12 protein-coding genes and 1 pseudogene are annotated in these 16,645 nt (G+C 60.7%); 12 read left to right on the top strand and 1 reads right to left on the bottom strand.

From position 1 onward, the window contains the following. Positions 1-2: 2 nt before the first annotated feature. On the bottom strand, positions 3-1,070 hold the full coding sequence (locus FFS64_RS22030) for a DUF2333 family protein (RefSeq protein ID WP_137807159.1): 1,068 nt from the start codon (positions 1,068-1,070) through the stop codon (positions 3-5). A 507-nt stretch (positions 1,071-1,577) separates the two neighbouring features. Between FFS64_RS22030 and gcbA the strand changes: the two genes are divergently transcribed. The 12 genes and pseudogenes from gcbA (at position 1,578) to purD (ending at position 16,641) form a co-directional block, all read left to right on the top strand. After that, positions 1,578-3,248 (top strand): diguanylate cyclase GcbA, encoded by a 1,671-nt coding sequence (gcbA, locus tag FFS64_RS22025; RefSeq protein ID WP_137807158.1) that lies wholly within the window; start codon positions 1,578-1,580, stop codon positions 3,246-3,248. Between the two features lie 1,492 nt (positions 3,249-4,740). Beyond that, positions 4,741-5,247, top strand: a pseudogene (locus FFS64_RS32240) (methyl-accepting chemotaxis protein); the annotation flags it as partial. A 154-nt stretch (positions 5,248-5,401) separates the two neighbouring features. Continuing rightward, positions 5,402-7,144 (top strand): protein-disulfide reductase DsbD, encoded by a 1,743-nt coding sequence (locus FFS64_RS22015; RefSeq protein WP_137807156.1) that lies wholly within the window; start codon positions 5,402-5,404, stop codon positions 7,142-7,144. Positions 7,145-7,276: 132 nt separating this feature from the next. After that, complete coding sequence (gene aroQ, locus FFS64_RS22010) at positions 7,277-7,729, top strand: type II 3-dehydroquinate dehydratase (RefSeq protein ID WP_137807155.1); 453 nt, start codon at positions 7,277-7,279, stop codon at positions 7,727-7,729. A 48-nt stretch (positions 7,730-7,777) separates the two neighbouring features. Further along, the gene (gene accB / locus FFS64_RS22005; protein WP_095192041.1) at positions 7,778-8,242 is read left to right on the top strand and encodes an acetyl-CoA carboxylase biotin carboxyl carrier protein; all 465 of its coding nucleotides are present in this window, start codon (positions 7,778-7,780) and stop codon (positions 8,240-8,242) included. A gap of 17 nt (positions 8,243-8,259) precedes the next feature. Next, positions 8,260-9,618 carry an acetyl-CoA carboxylase biotin carboxylase subunit gene (gene accC / locus FFS64_RS22000; RefSeq protein WP_095192042.1) on the top strand — a complete coding sequence of 453 codons (1,359 nt, stop codon included), beginning with the start codon at positions 8,260-8,262 and terminating at the stop codon, positions 9,616-9,618. Between the two features lie 190 nt (positions 9,619-9,808). Further along, the gene (gene prmA / locus FFS64_RS21995) at positions 9,809-10,687 is read left to right on the top strand and encodes a 50S ribosomal protein L11 methyltransferase (RefSeq protein WP_137807154.1); all 879 of its coding nucleotides are present in this window, start codon (positions 9,809-9,811) and stop codon (positions 10,685-10,687) included. A gap of 30 nt (positions 10,688-10,717) precedes the next feature. Continuing rightward, complete coding sequence (locus tag FFS64_RS21990; protein WP_137807153.1) at positions 10,718-11,989, top strand: DUF3426 domain-containing protein; 1,272 nt, start codon at positions 10,718-10,720, stop codon at positions 11,987-11,989. Between the two features lie 184 nt (positions 11,990-12,173). Beyond that, positions 12,174-13,184 carry a tRNA dihydrouridine synthase DusB gene (dusB, locus tag FFS64_RS21985; protein WP_137807152.1) on the top strand — a complete coding sequence of 337 codons (1,011 nt, stop codon included), beginning with the start codon at positions 12,174-12,176 and terminating at the stop codon, positions 13,182-13,184. Next, positions 13,181-13,501 carry a DNA-binding transcriptional regulator Fis gene (fis, locus tag FFS64_RS21980; RefSeq protein WP_015093301.1) on the top strand — a complete coding sequence of 107 codons (321 nt, stop codon included), beginning with the start codon at positions 13,181-13,183 and terminating at the stop codon, positions 13,499-13,501. Before dusB ends, fis begins: the two co-directional genes overlap by 4 nt. 81 nt (positions 13,502-13,582) lie before the next feature. Next, positions 13,583-15,190, top strand: a complete 1,608-nt coding sequence (purH, locus tag FFS64_RS21975; protein ID WP_137807151.1) for a bifunctional phosphoribosylaminoimidazolecarboxamide formyltransferase/IMP cyclohydrolase — start codon at positions 13,583-13,585, stop codon at positions 15,188-15,190. A gap of 155 nt (positions 15,191-15,345) precedes the next feature. Continuing rightward, complete coding sequence (gene purD / locus FFS64_RS21970) at positions 15,346-16,641, top strand: phosphoribosylamine--glycine ligase (RefSeq protein ID WP_137807150.1); 1,296 nt, start codon at positions 15,346-15,348, stop codon at positions 16,639-16,641. The last annotated feature ends 4 nt before the right edge of the window (positions 16,642-16,645 follow it).

Below are 16,645 nucleotides of genomic sequence, written 5' to 3'. Positions count from 1 at the left end.
GCTCAGCCCTGATTCAGCAGTTGACGCAAGTCGATCACCGCCGCGTTGGCCCGGGAAATGTAATTGGCCATGACCAGCGAGTGGTTGGCCAACACACCGAAGCCGCTGCCGTTGAGGATCATCGGGCTCCACAGCGTTTCCTGCGACGCTTCCAGTTCACGAATGATCTGGCGCACGCTGACCGTAGCGTTCTTCTTGGCCAACACATCGGCGAAGTCGACTTCGATGGCGCGCAGCAGGTGCGACAAGGCCCAAGCCTGACCGCGTGCTTCATAGAACACATTGTCGATCTGCAGCCATGGGGTTTCGACGATTTCTTCGTCGACCTGAGGTGCCACGCCCGGCGCCACGACTTCGGTCTTCAACGCCGTATTCAATTTGACCCGGCCAACGCTGGCCGACAGTCGCTGTGACAACGAGCCCAGGCGGGTTCCGACGTCACCCAGCCAGTTGTTCAGGTTGTCAGCGCGGGCATAGAACAGCGCGCTCTTCTGGTTCGGATCGGAAAGGCGCGCCTGATAGCGGCTCAGGGAACTGATGCCTTCCTGATACTCGGACTCACTGGACGGCAACACCCAGCTCTTGTTGTCGAAGTTGAAACGTGGTTCGGCCTTGGCCAGATCGGCGTCCTCGGCGGACTGCGACTGCGAACGGGCGAAGTCTTTGCGCAGTGCGCGGCTCAGATCACGCACCTGCACCAGCACGCCATATTCCCAGCTTGGCATGTTGTCCATCCACAGGCCTGGCGGGAAGCGATCGTTGGAAATGTAGCCACCCTGCTTGGTCAGCAAAGTACCGGCAACGGTCTTGAGGGTTTCCACGGTGGTGTAGCCGACCACCATCTGTTTGCCTTCCTTTTCGGCGGCCATTTGCGCTGTCTGCTGCACCGGAAACAACGCGGGTTCGTGACTCCAGTACCAACCCAGAGCGATCGCCACCAACAGATAGAGGCCGATCAGCGTGGCCAGCGCCCGGCTGAACAACAGGCCGCCCAGGTAACTGCGGGTAGCCGATTTCGGTTCAGCGGCACGTTCAGGCGCGCTACCGGCGCGGTTCTTCCAGTCCAGCATGGCGATATCCTTTCAATCTCTTGGGTTCATCGGTTCGACCACAACCATACAACAACGTGCCTCGGCCCGGCACCCGCCGTTGGGTTCATGCCGGAAATTAGCCGCCTGACGGGTATGAAAAACGGGCCCTCTTGCGCATTCAGCATCAGAAGCGGCTGATCAAACAGTGTTTTTTGTCTGAATCGGAAAATAGCCCCTAGGGGAATCCCTTAGCTACCGACATCTGAAATTCGTCTTCGATTTGACCCGAAAAAAATCAAAAAAAACCTGACGGAGCAAGCTCCTGACTCCCTCGAAAGAATTTGATCGGTAGGCAGGAAACCCCCTAACCCCCCCCGTTTAACGGGCCTTTCACAAAAATCTACATCCGATTAAAGACCCGCCAGTCACAAACTGAATGCGTCTGCGTTGCAGATTATTGACGTACAACACTCATGCAATTGAAAAGAGGTGCTAGCATAGAGCCACCAGTCGACCTCAGCGTGCACCCTAACTAGTAGTCAGGATATGACCGAGCCAGAAGATCCCAGCCGCGAGCGCCTCAAGCATCACTTTGCCCAGCGGGTCATTCATCAGGCACGTCAGATACTTGAGATATGGCAGCGCCTGCAACGCAGCGAGTGGTCCACCAACGATCTGTCGGAACTGAGTGAAGCCAACCTGCGCCTATTGCGGTTCGCCGAACGTTTCGAACAGCCGGAACACATCCAGCTGGCACGTCATATCGGCCAGTCGCTGGAGGCTGTCGACGCCAATCGCGGACGCCTGAGCAGCGGTTTGATCACCGACCTCAACCGCTTGATGCAGCGCCTGTCGCGCACCGGTTTGCGCCATGGCGATCAACTCGATCAAACGTTCCTGCCGCCCCTGCGCAAGCCGATCTATGTGATGCTGCAGGATCACGACCGTGCCGAACGCCTGGCCAAGCAACTGGAATTCTTCGGGCTCAGCGCCCAATCCCTGGACAGCGTGTCGGCGTTCCGCTCCTCGATGGTCGAGCGCCTGCCGGCAGCCATTGTCATGGACGTGGACTTCAGTGGCCCCGGCGTCGGCCTGAAACTGGCCGCCGAAGCCCAGGAAGGTCTCGATCATTGCTTGCCGCTATTGTTCTTCAGCCTGCACGAAACCGACACCCCGACCCGCCTGGCCGCGGTGCGCGCCGGCGGCCAGGAGTTCCTCACCGGCACCCTCGAAGCTTCGAGCCTGCTGGAGAAAATCGAAGTCCTGACCTGCGTCGCCCAATACGAACCTTATAAAGTGCTGATCATCGACGATTCCCGTGCCCAGGCCTTGCACACCGAGCGCCTGCTCAACAGTGCGGGGATCGTCACCCGGACCTTGATCGAGCCGATTCAGGCGATGGCCGAACTGGCGGATTTTCAGCCGGATCTGATCATCCTCGACATGTACATGCCGGCCTGCACCGGAACTGAACTGGCCAAGGTGATCCGCCACAACGACCGTTATGTCAGCGTGCCGATCATTTACCTGTCGGCCGAGGACGATCTGGACAAGCAACTCGACGCCATGAGCGAGGGTGGCGACGACTTCCTGACCAAACCGATCAAGCCCCGGCACCTGATCACCACCGTGCGCAACCGCGCGGCACGAGCACGCAATCTGAAAGCGCGGATGGTCCGCGACAGCCTCACCGGCTTGTACAACCACACCCATATTTTGCAATTGCTCGAAGACTGCTCGTTCCGCGCCCGTCGCGAGAACAAGCCGCTGAGCTTTGCCATGCTGGACATCGACCATTTCAAACGAGTCAACGACAGCCACGGCCACCCCATGGGCGACCGGGTGATCAAGAGCCTGGCGCTGTTCCTCAAACAGCGGCTGCGCAAGACCGACTTCATCGGCCGATACGGCGGCGAAGAGTTCGCCATCGTCATGCCCGACACCGACCTCGAATCAGCCTGGAAAGTACTGGATGAAATCCGCCAGCGCTTTGCCGAAATCCACTATCCAGCTCAACCGCAGGATCTGTGGTGCACTTTCAGCGCCGGGGTGGTCGAGCTGTGCGAGGACTCCGACGGGCTGCTGATGGCCAATCAGGCGGACGAGGCGCTGTATCGTGCGAAAGGTGCCGGACGCAACCGTGTTCAAGCCGCAAGGGCGTCAAAGCAAAGTGCCACTTTTTCATCTCAATCGAGCGCTTCCGTCATAACCCTGTAACAGAAACGCAATAACTTCAGGCGCTTACCATTCTTCCGTTGGTAGTCCCGCGATGCGCCTGAAGCTGCTGACCAATCTCAACACCCTCCTTTTAGTCGCCGTGTGCGTGGCCCTTGGCGCCACGCTCTGGTGGTCGCAAAAAGCCCTGGAGCGCCCCTATCTATTAATGGAGCGTTACCTGGGTTTATCCCAGCAGTTCCAAAATGAAGTGGCGCGCAACATCGAGGACTACCTCGCCAGCGGCGATGCCCTGCGTTTGAGCAGCGCCGGCCAGGCCATCGACAACCTGCAAAAGGAACTCGGGGAATTGCCACCGGCATTGGCCGAAACGCTGCGCCCAAGCCTGTCGAATCTGAACGAGTTCAGCAAAACCGACTTGCTGGCCGCCGGCAAACTCGCGGGCGACCCGCAGGCTCTGCTGTTGCAAGCCGAACGCGAACTGGGCGCCAGCCTGGATCAACTCAGCCGGTACGCCAGCGGCAATGCGGCCTATCTGACACCCCTGCTCGCCGCCTCCCAGCATCTGGGCAAACTGTCGCTGGCCCGGGACAAACTGGTCAGCAGCGGTCGCAGTGAACTGGCCGCCGATGTCGAGCGCGAAGTCAGCAACATCCGCACCCAGGCCGGACAACTCGACGCCCTGCCGCTGCTCGGCGTGGCGGTCAGCAGTGAATCGAACACCGATGATTTCGCCGCGATGATGGGCCTGGAGAACACTGAACAAGCCGTCGCCGAAGATGCCGGCGTCGGTTTCAAGCGTGAGCTCAACAGCCTGCTCAGCCGCTACCCGGCGGAGCTGGCACGCACCCGTGATCAAATCCAGAAACGCGCCGACCTCAGTGCCGCGACCCACCTGAAAATCGCCGACGTACAACAGGCGATTGCCGGCCTGGAACCGGTGGTGCGCGCCCAGCACGGGCAGATCCAGGGTGAAGTGCGACTGATGCAAGGGGTGATGATCGCCCTGATCCTGCTGATCGCCTTGCTCATCGACACCCTCCAACGGCGCCTGGCCCGCACGCTGACCAACCTCGCACCCGCGCTCTCGACCTGGGCCGAGGGCGACTTCAGCCAGGATATCCAGCTGGGCAAGACCAACCGCGAACTGCATGACATTGAAGCATCGCTCAATCGCTTGCGCGCCTATCTGGTGGATCTGGTGGGAACGATTCGCCGCAACGCCGAGCAGGTCGCAGGCAGCAGCCGCACCCTGGCCGAGCTGAGCAATGACCTGCACAGCGGCGCCGAACATCAGGCCGGTGATACGGCGTTGATCCGCGACTCCCTCGGCGAACTGGAAGCGACCATCCAGCAAGTCGCCGGCGATGCCAGCCAGGCCGCCGACGCCAGCCGCCATGCCGGACTGGCGGTGGAACACGGGCAGAAAGTCATAGGTTTAAGCCTCACCGGCCTGCATGCGCTGGTGGGTGAAGTGCAAGGCAATGCGCAGATGATCGAGCATCTGGCCGAAGAGTCCGCGACCATCGGCGGCGTGCTGACGGTGATCCGCTCGATTGCCGACCAGACCAACCTGCTGGCGCTGAACGCGGCCATTGAAGCGGCACGGGCCGGGGAAATGGGCCGCGGTTTTGCCGTGGTGGCCGAAGAAGTCCGCTCACTGGCACAACGCACCGCCGGCGCTACGGCCGAGATCCAGACCTTGATTGCCGGCCTGCAATCCGCGGCACGGCAATCGGTCGAAGGCATGCGCGCCCAGGTCGAGCACGCCGAAGCCACAGCCAACCAGGCCCAGGCGGCCGACGGGGCGCTTGATAAAATCGTCGGGGCAATCCAGACCATTTCCGACACCGCCGTACGCATCGCCGATGTCACCGCCCAACAGAGCGGCGCCGTGAGCGAGATTCGCGATCACAGCGAGCGGATTCATCAATTGGGTGGGGATAACTTGCTGCGTATCGGCGAAGGGCGTGAGCAGGGGGAAAACCTTTTGGTGTTGGGTGGGCGACTGCATACAGCCGTTCAGGCATTCCGCGTCTGATCTGGCTCCCACATTGGTTCTGTGTTCGACGCAAATCAAATGTGGGAGCGAGCCTGCTCGCGAAAGCGTCAGAACAATCACCGCAAATCTCACCACCCTGCACTCCACGCTACCGTCCGCTATCATGCCCCCAACCCCGATACGCGAGACCGTCATGCGCCGTTTGCTTTGCCTGCTGCTTTTAGTACTCGCCCTGCCGGCCGCCGCCGGCGGGTTGCTGGAGAGTCGTCCCAGCTCCACCCTGGGCTCGATCAACAACAGCGCCGACTTCCTGCCGGTGCGCGAAGCCTTTCAGTTGAGCCTGGTAGAAAGCACCCCGCAATCGATCAAACTGCGCTTCGTCGCCACCGAGGGTTATTACCTCTACCGACATCGCTTCCAGTTTCGCGCCGACCCGGTCGATGTGTCCCTCGGTCCGGCGCAATTGCCCAAGGGCGAACAGAAACACGACGAGTACTTCGGCGATGTCGAGGTCTACCGCGGCATTCTCGATGTCGAACTGCCGCGCACCGATCAACGGGCATTCACGCTCGCCGTGACTTATCAGGGGTGCGCCGACAAAGGCCTGTGCTATCCACCCGAAACCGAACGTTTGAGCATCGATGGCAGCGGTACAACGACTACCCACGATTGGAGTTGGCGTGAACTGGCGCTGTTCTTCCTTGCAGGCCTGGGCCTGACCTTTACGCCGTGCGTGCTGCCGATGCTGCCGATTCTTTCCGGCGTGGTGTTGCGAGGCCAGGTCGGTGGCTGGCGCGGTTTCAATCTTTCCCTGGCTTACGTGCTGCCAATGGCCGTCTGTTTCGCGTTGCTCGGCGCACTCATGGGGATGTTCGGCGCGCAACTCAATCTGCAGGCGCGATTGCAATCGGCCTGGGTGCTGGTGCCGTTTGCGATGTTTTTCGCACTGTTTGCCCTGGCGATGTTTGGTGTCTTCGAACTCAGGTTGCCGCATGCGATCAGCAGTCGACTGGACCGCATTGCCGGGCGTACAGAAGGCGGTTCGCTGTGGGGTGCAGCCGTGTTGGGCGTGGTGTCCAGCCTGCTGGTTTCGCCCTGCGTTTCGGCACCTCTGGCCGGAGCACTGCTGTATATCAGCGCCAGCGGCGATGCCTTGGGCGGCGGCCTGAAACTGTTCATGCTCGGCCTCGGCATGGGCGCCCCGCTGCTGCTGGTGGCCACGGGTGGGGCCGCCTGGCTGCCGAAAAGCGGACCCTGGCTGATCTACGTGAAAAACGCCATTGGCGTGTTGTTGCTGGGATTGGCGATCGGCTTGCTCAGTCGGGTTTTACCGGGCCAGATCACCTTGTTGCTGATCGGTTTGCTCGCCGGGGGCGTCGGTTTGTTCATGGGCGCGCTGGAATTCGTCTACAAACCGCCGAGAAAGCGCCTGGGCCAATTGCTCGGCATGTTCCTGCTGTTTTATGCGCTGGCCTGCTGGTATGGCGGGTTCAGCGGCCAGAGCGATCCGTTCAACCCGATCGGCCCGTCGCGCACGGTTGTCGCTACCGGGCAAGCGCCCAACACCAGCGCCTGGCAAACCGTCAGCACGCCGGCGGATCTCGACCGTGTACTTGCCGAAGCCCGTTCGTCCGGTACTCCGCTGCTGCTCGACTGGTATGCGGACTGGTGCATCAGCTGCAAAGTCATCGAACACGAAGTACTCAATGACGCCACCGTCGTCGAACGCCTCAAGGGCTATCGACTGATTCGCTTCGATATCACCGCGAGCAACGCCGAACAACGGACGCTGCTCGACCGCTACCAGCTGTTCGGTCCCCCGGCACTGATGTTTTTCGGCAGAGACGGGGCCGAACGCGCCGATGTGCGGGTGATCGGCGAGATCAGTGCCGCGGACTTCGCCGAACGTGTCGCCAGGGCGAATGACCGGAATTAATCAAGCAGTCATATATCTCGCGCAAACATCGGACATCGTGCTGGCTTTTGCAGAGAACTGGACAGTCACAAAGGCTTTGCGGCATAGTCGCCGGGTTCTGACATTTGCACTTGGATAACAAAGGAACAGCCGATGGCGACGCTACTGGTTCTGCATGGACCCAACCTGAACATGCTTGGCACCCGTGAACCGGGCACCTACGGCGCCACGACACTGGCGCAGATCAACCAGGACCTGGAACGCCGCGCCCGTGAAGCCGGCCACCATTTGCTGCACCTGCAAAGCAACGCCGAGTACGAATTGATCGACCGCATCCACGCTGCCAGTAGCGAAGGTGTGGACTTCATTCTGATCAACCCAGCAGCTTTTACACATACAAGTGTCGCATTACGTGACGCGCTGCTGGCGGTGAGCATCCCATTCATCGAAGTGCATTTGTCTAACGTGCACAAACGCGAACCTTTCCGCCATCACTCTTACTTCTCCGACGTAGCGGTGGGAGTGATCTGCGGCCTTGGCGCCAGCGGTTATCGACTGGCCCTGGAGGCCGCCCTAGAGCAGCTTGAAAGACCGGCAACAGCTTGAACAACAAGCGTTAAACGCCCCTGACCGACCCTTGGGAGTTGATGATTCATGGATATCCGTAAAGTTAAGAAACTGATCGAATTGCTGGAAGAGTCCGGCATCGACGAGCTCGAGATCAAGGAAGGCGAAGAGTCCGTACGCATCAGCCGTCATAGCAAGACACCGGCTCAGCAGTACTACGCACCGGCTCCAATGCCTGCTCCAGCTGCCGCGCCTGTCGCTGCCGCCGCTCCGGCTGCCGCTGCAGCCCCCGCTGCTCCGGCCGCACCAGCATTGAACGGCGCCGTTGCCCGTTCGCCGATGGTCGGTACGTTCTATCGCAAGTCTTCGCCAACCTCGCCGTCCTTCGTTGAAGTCGGCCAGACCGTGAAAAAAGGCGACACCCTGTGCATCGTTGAAGCCATGAAGATGATGAACCACATCGAAGCTGAATCCAGCGGTGTGATCGAATCCATCCTCGTCGAAGACGGCCAGCCGGTTGAGTACGACCAACCGCTGTTCACCATCGTTTGAACCGCGGAGAGCCTTTGATGACTGCGAAGTTGGAAAAAGTTCTGATCGCCAACCGCGGTGAGATCGCACTGCGGATTCTGCGCGCCTGCAAAGAGATGGGCATCAAGACCGTCGCCGTTTATTCCAAGGCTGACAAGGAACTGATGCACCTGGGCCTGGCAGACGAATCCGTCTGCATCGGTCCGGCATCGGCCGCCCACTCCTACCTGCACATCCCGGCAATCATCGCCGCGGCCGAAGTGACCGGCGCCACCGCCATTCACCCAGGCTACGGTTTCCTCGCGGAAAACGCCGACTTCGCCGAACAGGTCGAGAACTCCGGCTTCGCCTTCATCGGACCGAAAGCTGAAACCATCCGCCTGATGGGCGACAAGGTTTCGGCCAAGCACGCGATGATCGCCGCTGGCGTACCGACCGTTCCAGGTTCCGACGGCCCGCTGCCGGAAGACGAAGAAACCGCTCTGCGCATTGGTCGTGAAGTCGGTTATCCGGTGATCATCAAGGCCGCTGGCGGCGGCGGTGGTCGCGGCATGCGCGTCGTGCTCAAGGAAGAAGACCTGATTTCCTCGGCGAAACTGACCCGTTCCGAAGCGGGCGCAGCGTTCGGCAACCCGATGGTCTATCTGGAGAAATTCCTGACCAACCCGCGTCACGTGGAAGTCCAGGTACTTTCCGACGGCCAGGGCAACGCCGTGCACCTGGGCGACCGCGACTGCTCGCTGCAGCGTCGTCACCAGAAGGTACTCGAAGAAGCGCCGGCACCGGGCATCGATGAGAACGCGCGTGAGGAAGTCCTCGCCCGCTGCGTCAAGGCGTGCATCGACATCGGTTACCGTGGTGCAGGCACTTTCGAGTTCCTGTACGAGAACGGCCGCTTCTACTTCATCGAGATGAACACTCGTGTCCAGGTAGAGCACCCGGTATCGGAAATGGTCACCGGCATCGACATCGTCAAGGAGATGCTCAGCATCGCCGCCGGCAACAAACTGTCGTTCACCCAGGATGACGTGGTCATCCGCGGTCACGCGCTGGAATGCCGGATCAACGCCGAAGACCCGAAAACCTTCATGCCGAGCCCGGGCACGGTCAAGCATTTCCACGCTCCAGGCGGCAACGGCGTTCGCGTCGACTCGCACCTGTACAGTGGTTATGCCGTTCCGCCGAACTACGACTCGTTGATCGGCAAGCTGATCACCTACGGCGCAACCCGTGACGAAGCCATGGCGCGCATGCGCAATGCGCTGGACGAAATCGTGGTCGACGGGATCAAGACCAACATCCCGCTGCACCGCGACCTGACCCGCGACGAAGGCTTCTGCAAAGGGGGCGTGAACATTCACTACCTCGAGCACAAGCTGGCTGGCGAGAAGCACTAAGCTTCAACCGGCACATGACAAAGCCGCCTTCGGGCGGCTTTGTTGTATCTGGACATTTCACAACATCTATTTCGCTCCCACAGGGTACAGGCAGGTCAAGCCACTCCCACAAAACCTCCGCGCTCGCGTAAACTTGCGCGCTTCTCGCAGCCCGCTAGGCTGCAATCAATATTTTTCAAAGGTGCCCGCCATGCCTTGGCTGCAAGTCCGTCTCGCCATCAGCCCAGAACAAGCCGAAACCTACGAAGACGCTTTCCTTGAAGTGGGCGCCGTGTCGGTGACCTTCATGGACGCCGAAGATCAGCCGATCTTCGAGCCGGAGCTCAACACCACGCCGCTGTGGTCGCACACGCACCTGCTGGCCCTGTTCGAAGGTGGCACCGAGCCAGGCCCGGTCCTGGCCCACCTTGAGCTGCTGACCGGAAGCCCACTGCCCGAACATCACAGCGAAGTGATCGAAGATCAGGACTGGGAACGCAGTTGGATGGACAATTTCCAGCCAATGCGTTTCGGTCAGCGCCTGTGGATTGTACCGAGCTGGCACGCCGCCCCCGAGCCTGACGCCGTGAACCTGCTGCTCGACCCGGGGCTGGCGTTCGGCACCGGCACCCACCCGACTACCGCACTGTGCCTGGAATGGCTCGACGGCCAGGACCTGAAAGGTTGCAACGTACTGGACTTCGGCTGCGGCTCGGGGATCCTGGCAATCGCCGCCCTGCTGCTGGGCGCCAAGGAAGCCGTGGGCACCGACATCGATGTGCAGGCGCTGGAAGCCTCCCGCGACAACGCCGGGCGCAACAACATTGCCGAAGAGCTCTTCCCGCTGTATCTGCCGCAAGATCTGCCTCAGGTTCAGGCCGACGTGCTGGTGGCCAACATTCTCGCCGGCCCGCTGGTGTCTCTGGCACCGCAACTGTCCGGCCTGGTCAAGTCCGGCGGTCGTCTGGCGCTGTCGGGCATCCTCGCCGAGCAAGGAGAAGAGGTCGCCGCTGCCTATGCCAAGGACTTCGATCTGGACCCGATCGCCAATCGCGATGGCTGGGTGCGCATTACAGGCCGTCGGCGCTAGAATGTACGCCTGCATACACCGGATCGCCGCATGACCGACAGCTTCGTCACCCAGTGCCCGCATTGTCAAACCAGCTTCCGCGTCAGCCATGCCCAGTTGAGCGTGGCACGTGGTGTCGTTCGCTGTGGCTCGTGTTTGCAGGTGTTCAACGCTGCCAAGCAATTGCTTGAGCAAGCTGGCAAAGAGCCTGTTGCTCCGGTCGCGCCAACCATCGCCGAAACGCCGCCACCCGCCGCGCCTCGAGCCATCAGCCAAAAGCAATGGACCGCCGCCGAGCTGGACCTGGACAGCCTCGATCTTGATGAAGAACTCGCCCGACTCGAGCAGCGGGAAATCCAGCCGACCACCGAATTCGGCAGGCATCGCGAGGACACGCTCAGTGCACGCCGCGACAGCGTCGAAAACGACGAAGAACCCTGGACGTCCGACAGCCTGTTCAGTGAGTCGGCGGCCGATCGTGCACAAGCGGTCAACGATCTTGATGAGCTCGACACGCTCGACGATCTCGAAACTTCGGATACAGCGCAACCGCTGATAGAAACAGGCTTACTCGCGCGCACCGAGCCGTCGCTCTCGCTGGAACCGGTGGAATTGGACGACGAAGCGCAGCCACCACAGCTTCGCCTGCATGATCCGCTGGACGCTCCTCTTCATCATGAACGCCTATCGGCGACGGCAACCGATGAAAGGGACGACGACCGGCCCTCGATCGAACCGCTTCGCAAACGCCGCGAACGCAACGAACCCGGCGTTCGCGCCGACGTATTACAGGACCTGACCGATGATCCGCTGCAGCTGGACTGGCAAAAGCGCCGCTCGCCATGGGGTCGTCGGTTCTTCTGGCTGCTGTTGATCCTGCTTGGCGCTGGCGCGCTGGCCGGCCAGTACGTCGCCTATCACTTCGACGAACTGGCGCGCCAGGACCAGTACCGCCCGTGGTTCCAGCAACTGTGCCCGCAAATCGGTTGCACCGTGCCATCAAAGGTCGACATCGCGAAAATCAAAAGCAGCAACCTGGTGGTGCGCAGCCATCCGGAATTCACCGGCGCACTGGTAGTCGATGCGATCATCTACAACCGCGCGCCCTTCTCCCAGCCGTTCCCGCTGCTGGAGCTGCGCTTTGCCGACCTCAACGGCCATTTGATCGCCAGTCGTCGCTTCAAGCCCGGCGAATATCTCAGCGGCGACCTCGAAGGCATGGTGGAAATGCCTCCGCAAACGCCGATCCATATCGCTCTGGATATTCTCGACCCAGGCGCCAAGGCGGTGAATTACAGCCTGAGCTTCCACTCGCCCGAGTGAAACGATTCACTGATCCGCAATTAACGACGGCTCTCTGACTTTTGGCCTCCCGGACCAAACCGCTGGCAATAACAGAATAACTGTTCAGATTTTGTTCAATTCAGCCTTTATCCAGTCATCGAGAGCGGGTATCATGCCAACCCTTTTTCGAACTCATGATCCGGCCCCACAACAGGGAAGTCCTATGTCGGCGGTACGCATCGGTCCATACACATTACACAACGGCTTGATTCTCGCCCCTATGGCGGGTGTCACCGACCAACCCTTTCGTCAGCTGTGCAAACGATTGGGCGCAGGGCTAGTAGTCTCGGAAATGGTCACCAGCGACATGAGTTTGTGGAACACCCGCAAGTCGCGGATGCGCATGATCCACGAAGGCGATCCCGAGCCACGCTCGGTACAGATCGCCGGTGGCGACGCGCAGATGCTGGCGGATGCGGCCCGGGCCAACGTCGAGTTGGGCGCACAGATTATCGATATCAACATGGGCTGTCCGGCGAAGAAGGTCTGCAACAAGGCTGCCGGTTCCGCACTGTTGAAGGATGAAGCACTGGTAACCGAGATCCTGCAGGCCGTCGTGGCTGCGGTCGATGTGCCGGTTACCCTGAAGATCCGTACCGGCTGGGACCGGGACAACAAGAATGGGCTGGCGGTGGCGAAGATCGCCGAGCAGGCCGGCATCACGGCGTTGGCGGTCCATGGCCGCACCCGGGCAGACCTGTACACCGGCGAGGCCGAGTACGACACCATCGCCGCGATCAAGCAGGCGGTGTCGATGCCGGTCTTTGCCAACGGTGATATCGATTCGCCAGAGAAGGCCCGATACGTGCTCGACGCGACCGGTGCCGATGGACTGTTGGTTGGACGGGCTGCCCAGGGGCGGCCATGGATTTTTCGCGAGATCGACCATTTCCTGCGCACCGGCGAGAAGCTCCCGGCGCTGGAACTGATCGAGGTGGAACGCATTCTGCTAGAGCATCTGGCTGCGCTGCATGCCTTCTATGGAGACGTGATGGGCGTACGCATTGCTCGAAAGCATGTGGGCTGGTATCTCGCAACCTTGCCGGGCGCCAGGGAGTTTCGCGCCCACTTCAATCGTTTGGAAGATACGGAAGCACAATGCGCCAACGTTCAGGGCTTCTTCGCCGAACGTTACAAGAGCCTGACAGGGGACGGAGAGTGGGTGGCCGCATGACGATGATGACCGAGACTTTAGTGAGTGGAACGACACCCGTGAGCGACAACGTGAATTTGAAACAGCACCTCAATACCCCTAGCGAAGAAGGCCAGACCCTTCGCGGGAGTGTCGAGAAAGCGCTGCACAATTATTTCGCCCACCTTGAAGGCGCTGCCGTCACGGATGTGTACAACCTGGTGCTCTCCGAAGTCGAGGCTCCCCTGCTCGAGTGCGTGATGAACTACGTCAAGGGCAACCAGACCAAGGCCAGCGAGATGCTCGGACTGAACCGGGGCACGCTGCGCAAGAAACTCAAGCAGTACGATTTGCTGTAAGCATTCAATCAAACCAGAAAGGCGCCCGCGTAAAAACGGTCGCCTTTTTTGCTGACTCCTTTGCTTTTGATGGAAATTGAGATGACCGACCAGACTACCCGCCTGCCGATCCGCCGCGCCTTGATCAGCGTTTCCGACAAGACCGGGATCCTCGAATTCGCCAAAGAGCTCGAAGCCCTGGGCGTCGAGATCCTCTCCACCGGCGGAACGTTCAAGCTGCTGCAGGACAACGGCGTTGCCGCAGTGGAAGTCGCTGATTACACCGGTTTCGCGGAAATGATGGATGGCAGGGTGAAAACCCTGCACCCGAAAATCCACGGCGGGATCCTCGGTCGTCGCGGTATCGACGACGCCATCATGAGCGAGCACGGCATCAAGCCGATCGACCTGGTAGCGGTCAACCTCTACCCGTTCGAAGCCACCATTAACAAGCCAGGCTGCGACCTGCCGACCGCGATCGAGAACATCGACATCGGCGGCCCGACCATGGTCCGTTCGGCAGCCAAGAACCACAAAGACGTGGCCATCGTGGTCAATGCCGGTGATTACGCCAACGTCCTGGAAAACCTCAAGGCCGGCGGCCTGACCTACGCTCAGCGTTTCGACCTGATGCTCAAGGCGTTCGAACACACCGCTGCCTACGACGGCATGATCGCCAACTACATGGGCACCGTGAACCAAGCCGCTGACACGCTCAGCACCGAAGGCCGCAGCGAATTCCCGCGCACCTTCAACAGCCAGTTCATCAAGGCTCAGGAAATGCGCTACGGCGAGAACCCGCACCAGAGCGCGGCGTTCTACGTGGAAGCCAAGCCTGCTGAAGTCGGCATCGCCACCGCGACCCAACTGCAAGGCAAGGAGCTGTCGTACAACAACGTGGCCGACACCGACGCCGCGCTGGAGTGCGTGAAGAGTTTCGTCAAGCCGGCCTGCGTGATCGTCAAGCACGCCAACCCATGCGGCGTGGCCGTGAGCCCGGATGCCGAGGGCGGTATCCGCAAGGCCTACGACCTGGCCTACGCCACCGATACCGAATCCGCATTCGGCGGCATCATTGCCTTCAACCGCGAACTGGACGCTGAAACCGCCAAGGCGATCGTCGAGCGTCAGTTTGTCGAAGTGATCATCGCCCCAAGCGTCAGCGAAGAAGCCCGTGCAATCGTGGCGGCCAAGGCCAACGTTCGCCTGCTGGCCTGCGGTGAGTGGTCGGCGGATCGCGCCGCTGCCTGGGATTACAAACGCGTCAACGGTGGCCTGCTGGTGCAGAGCCGCGATATCGGCATGATCAGTGCCGATGACCTGAAAGTCGTGACCAAGCGCGCACCGTCCGAGCAGGAAATCCACGATCTGATCTTCGCCTGGAAAGTCGCCAAGTACGTGAAGTCCAACGCCATCGTCTACGCCAAGAACCGCCAGACCATCGGCGTCGGCGCAGGCCAGATGAGCCGTGTGAACTCCGCGCGCATTGCCGCGATCAAGGCTGAGCACGCCGGTTTGCAGGTAGCAGGCTCGGTAATGGCTTCCGATGCATTCTTCCCGTTCCGCGACGGCCTGGACAATGCGGCCAAGGCAGGCGTGACCGCGGTGATCCAGCCGGGCGGCTCGATGCGTGATGCAGAAGTGATTGCAGCGGCTGATGAAGCCGGCATCGCGATGGTGTTCACCGGCATGCGCCACTTCCGTCACTGATAAGACGATCGACTGTGGGAGCGAGCCTGCTCGCAAATGCAACCTGTCAGCAACAATCAAGGTGACTGACACACCGCTTTCGCGAGCAGGCTCGCTCCCACATAAGAGCACCCCAGCGGTGCTATCAAGAATTAGCGTCATCCGAGGTTTTTGAAATGAATGTTTTGATCATTGGCAGCGGTGGCCGTGAACACGCCCTGGCCTGGAAAGTGGCTCAGGATCCGCGCGTGCAGAAGGTGTTCGTGGCGCCCGGCAATGCCGGCACTGCCATTGAAGCCAAGTGCGAGAACGTCGCCATCGACGTGCTGGCCCTCGAGCAGTTGGCGGACTTCGCCGAGAAAAACGTTTCCCTGACCATCGTCGGCCCGGAAGTACCGCTGGTCGCCGGCGTCGTTGACCTGTTCCGCTCCCGTGGCCTGGATTGCTTCGGTCCGACCGCTGGCGCCGCTCAGTTGGAAGGCTCGAAAGCGTTCACCAAGGATTTCCTGGCTCGCCACAAGATCCCGACCGCCGATTACCAAAACTTCACCGAGATCGAGCCAGCCCTGGCTTACCTGCGTGAAAAAGGCGCACCGATCGTGATCAAGGCCGATGGCCTGGCCGCCGGTAAAGGCGTGATCGTCGCCATGACCCTGGCCGAAGCCGAAGACGCGGTGCGTGACATGCTGGCGGGCAATGCGTTCGGTGACGCCGGTTCGCGTGTGGTGATCGAAGAGTTCCTGGACGGCGAAGAGGCCAGCTTCATCGTCATGGTCGATGGCAAGAACGTCCTGCCGATGGCCACCAGCCAGGACCACAAACGTGTCGGCGATGGCGATACCGGTCCGAACACCGGCGGCATGGGGGCCTACTCCCCTGCTCCGGTAGTGACCAGTGAAGTGCACAAGCGTGTCATGGACCTGGTGATCTGGCCGACGGTTCGCGGCATGGCCGAGGAAGGAAACGTCTACACTGGTTTCCTGTATGCGGGCCTGATGATTGACAAGGCTGGTAACCCAAAAGTTATCGAATTCAACTGCCGTTTCGGCGACCCTGAGACCCAACCGGTCATGCTGCGCCTGCAATCGAGCCTGGTGCTGCTGGTCGAAGCGGCCCTGGCACAGGCGCTGGACAAGGTCGAGGCACAATGGGATCCACGTCCGAGCGTAGGCATCGTACTGGCCGCGGGCGGCTATCCTGGTGACTACGCCAAGGGCGCGGCCATCAAGGGCCTGGATGCAGCGGCGGCACAGGAAGGCAAAGTCTTCCACGCCGGCACTGCATTGAAGGACGGTCAGGTCGTGACGGCCGGTGGTCGGGTGCTTTGCGCCACCGCCATGGGCGCCAGCGTCGATGCAGCTCAACAGCAGGCGTACAAACTGGCGGCCAGTATTGATTGGGCGGGCTGTTTCTATCGCAAGGACATTGGCTACCGTGCCATTGCCCGCGAGCGTGGCGAAAATCAGGAATAAGCTA

The organism is Pseudomonas sp. G(2018) (assembly GCF_005502415.1).
GTDB lineage: Bacteria > Pseudomonadota > Gammaproteobacteria > Pseudomonadales > Pseudomonadaceae > Aquipseudomonas.
The sequence above is the reverse complement of the archived record's forward strand: the minus strand, read 5'-3'. Positions and strand labels throughout refer to the sequence as shown.

What these genes read in the sequence shown, in the direction of transcription:
- aroQ (WP_137807155.1), top strand. Translation starts at nt 7,277, where the DNA reads ATGGCGACGCTACTGGTTCTGCATGGACCCAACCTGAACATGCTTGGC.
- FFS64_RS22015 (WP_137807156.1), top strand. Translation starts at nt 5,402, where the DNA reads ATGCGCCGTTTGCTTTGCCTGCTGCTTTTAGTACTCGCCCTGCCGGCC.
- purD (WP_137807150.1), top strand. Translation starts at nt 15,346, where the DNA reads ATGAATGTTTTGATCATTGGCAGCGGTGGCCGTGAACACGCCCTGGCC.
- FFS64_RS22030 (WP_137807159.1), bottom strand. Translation starts at nt 1,070, where the DNA reads ATGCTGGACTGGAAGAACCGCGCCGGTAGCGCGCCTGAACGTGCCGCT.
- dusB (WP_137807152.1), top strand. Translation starts at nt 12,174, where the DNA reads ATGTCGGCGGTACGCATCGGTCCATACACATTACACAACGGCTTGATT.
- fis (WP_015093301.1), top strand. Translation starts at nt 13,181, where the DNA reads ATGACGATGATGACCGAGACTTTAGTGAGTGGAACGACACCCGTGAGC.
- accB (WP_095192041.1), top strand. Translation starts at nt 7,778, where the DNA reads ATGGATATCCGTAAAGTTAAGAAACTGATCGAATTGCTGGAAGAGTCC.
- FFS64_RS21990 (WP_137807153.1), top strand. Translation starts at nt 10,718, where the DNA reads ATGACCGACAGCTTCGTCACCCAGTGCCCGCATTGTCAAACCAGCTTC.
- accC (WP_095192042.1), top strand. Translation starts at nt 8,260, where the DNA reads ATGACTGCGAAGTTGGAAAAAGTTCTGATCGCCAACCGCGGTGAGATC.
- prmA (WP_137807154.1), top strand. Translation starts at nt 9,809, where the DNA reads ATGCCTTGGCTGCAAGTCCGTCTCGCCATCAGCCCAGAACAAGCCGAA.
- gcbA (WP_137807158.1), top strand. Translation starts at nt 1,578, where the DNA reads ATGACCGAGCCAGAAGATCCCAGCCGCGAGCGCCTCAAGCATCACTTT.
- purH (WP_137807151.1), top strand. Translation starts at nt 13,583, where the DNA reads ATGACCGACCAGACTACCCGCCTGCCGATCCGCCGCGCCTTGATCAGC.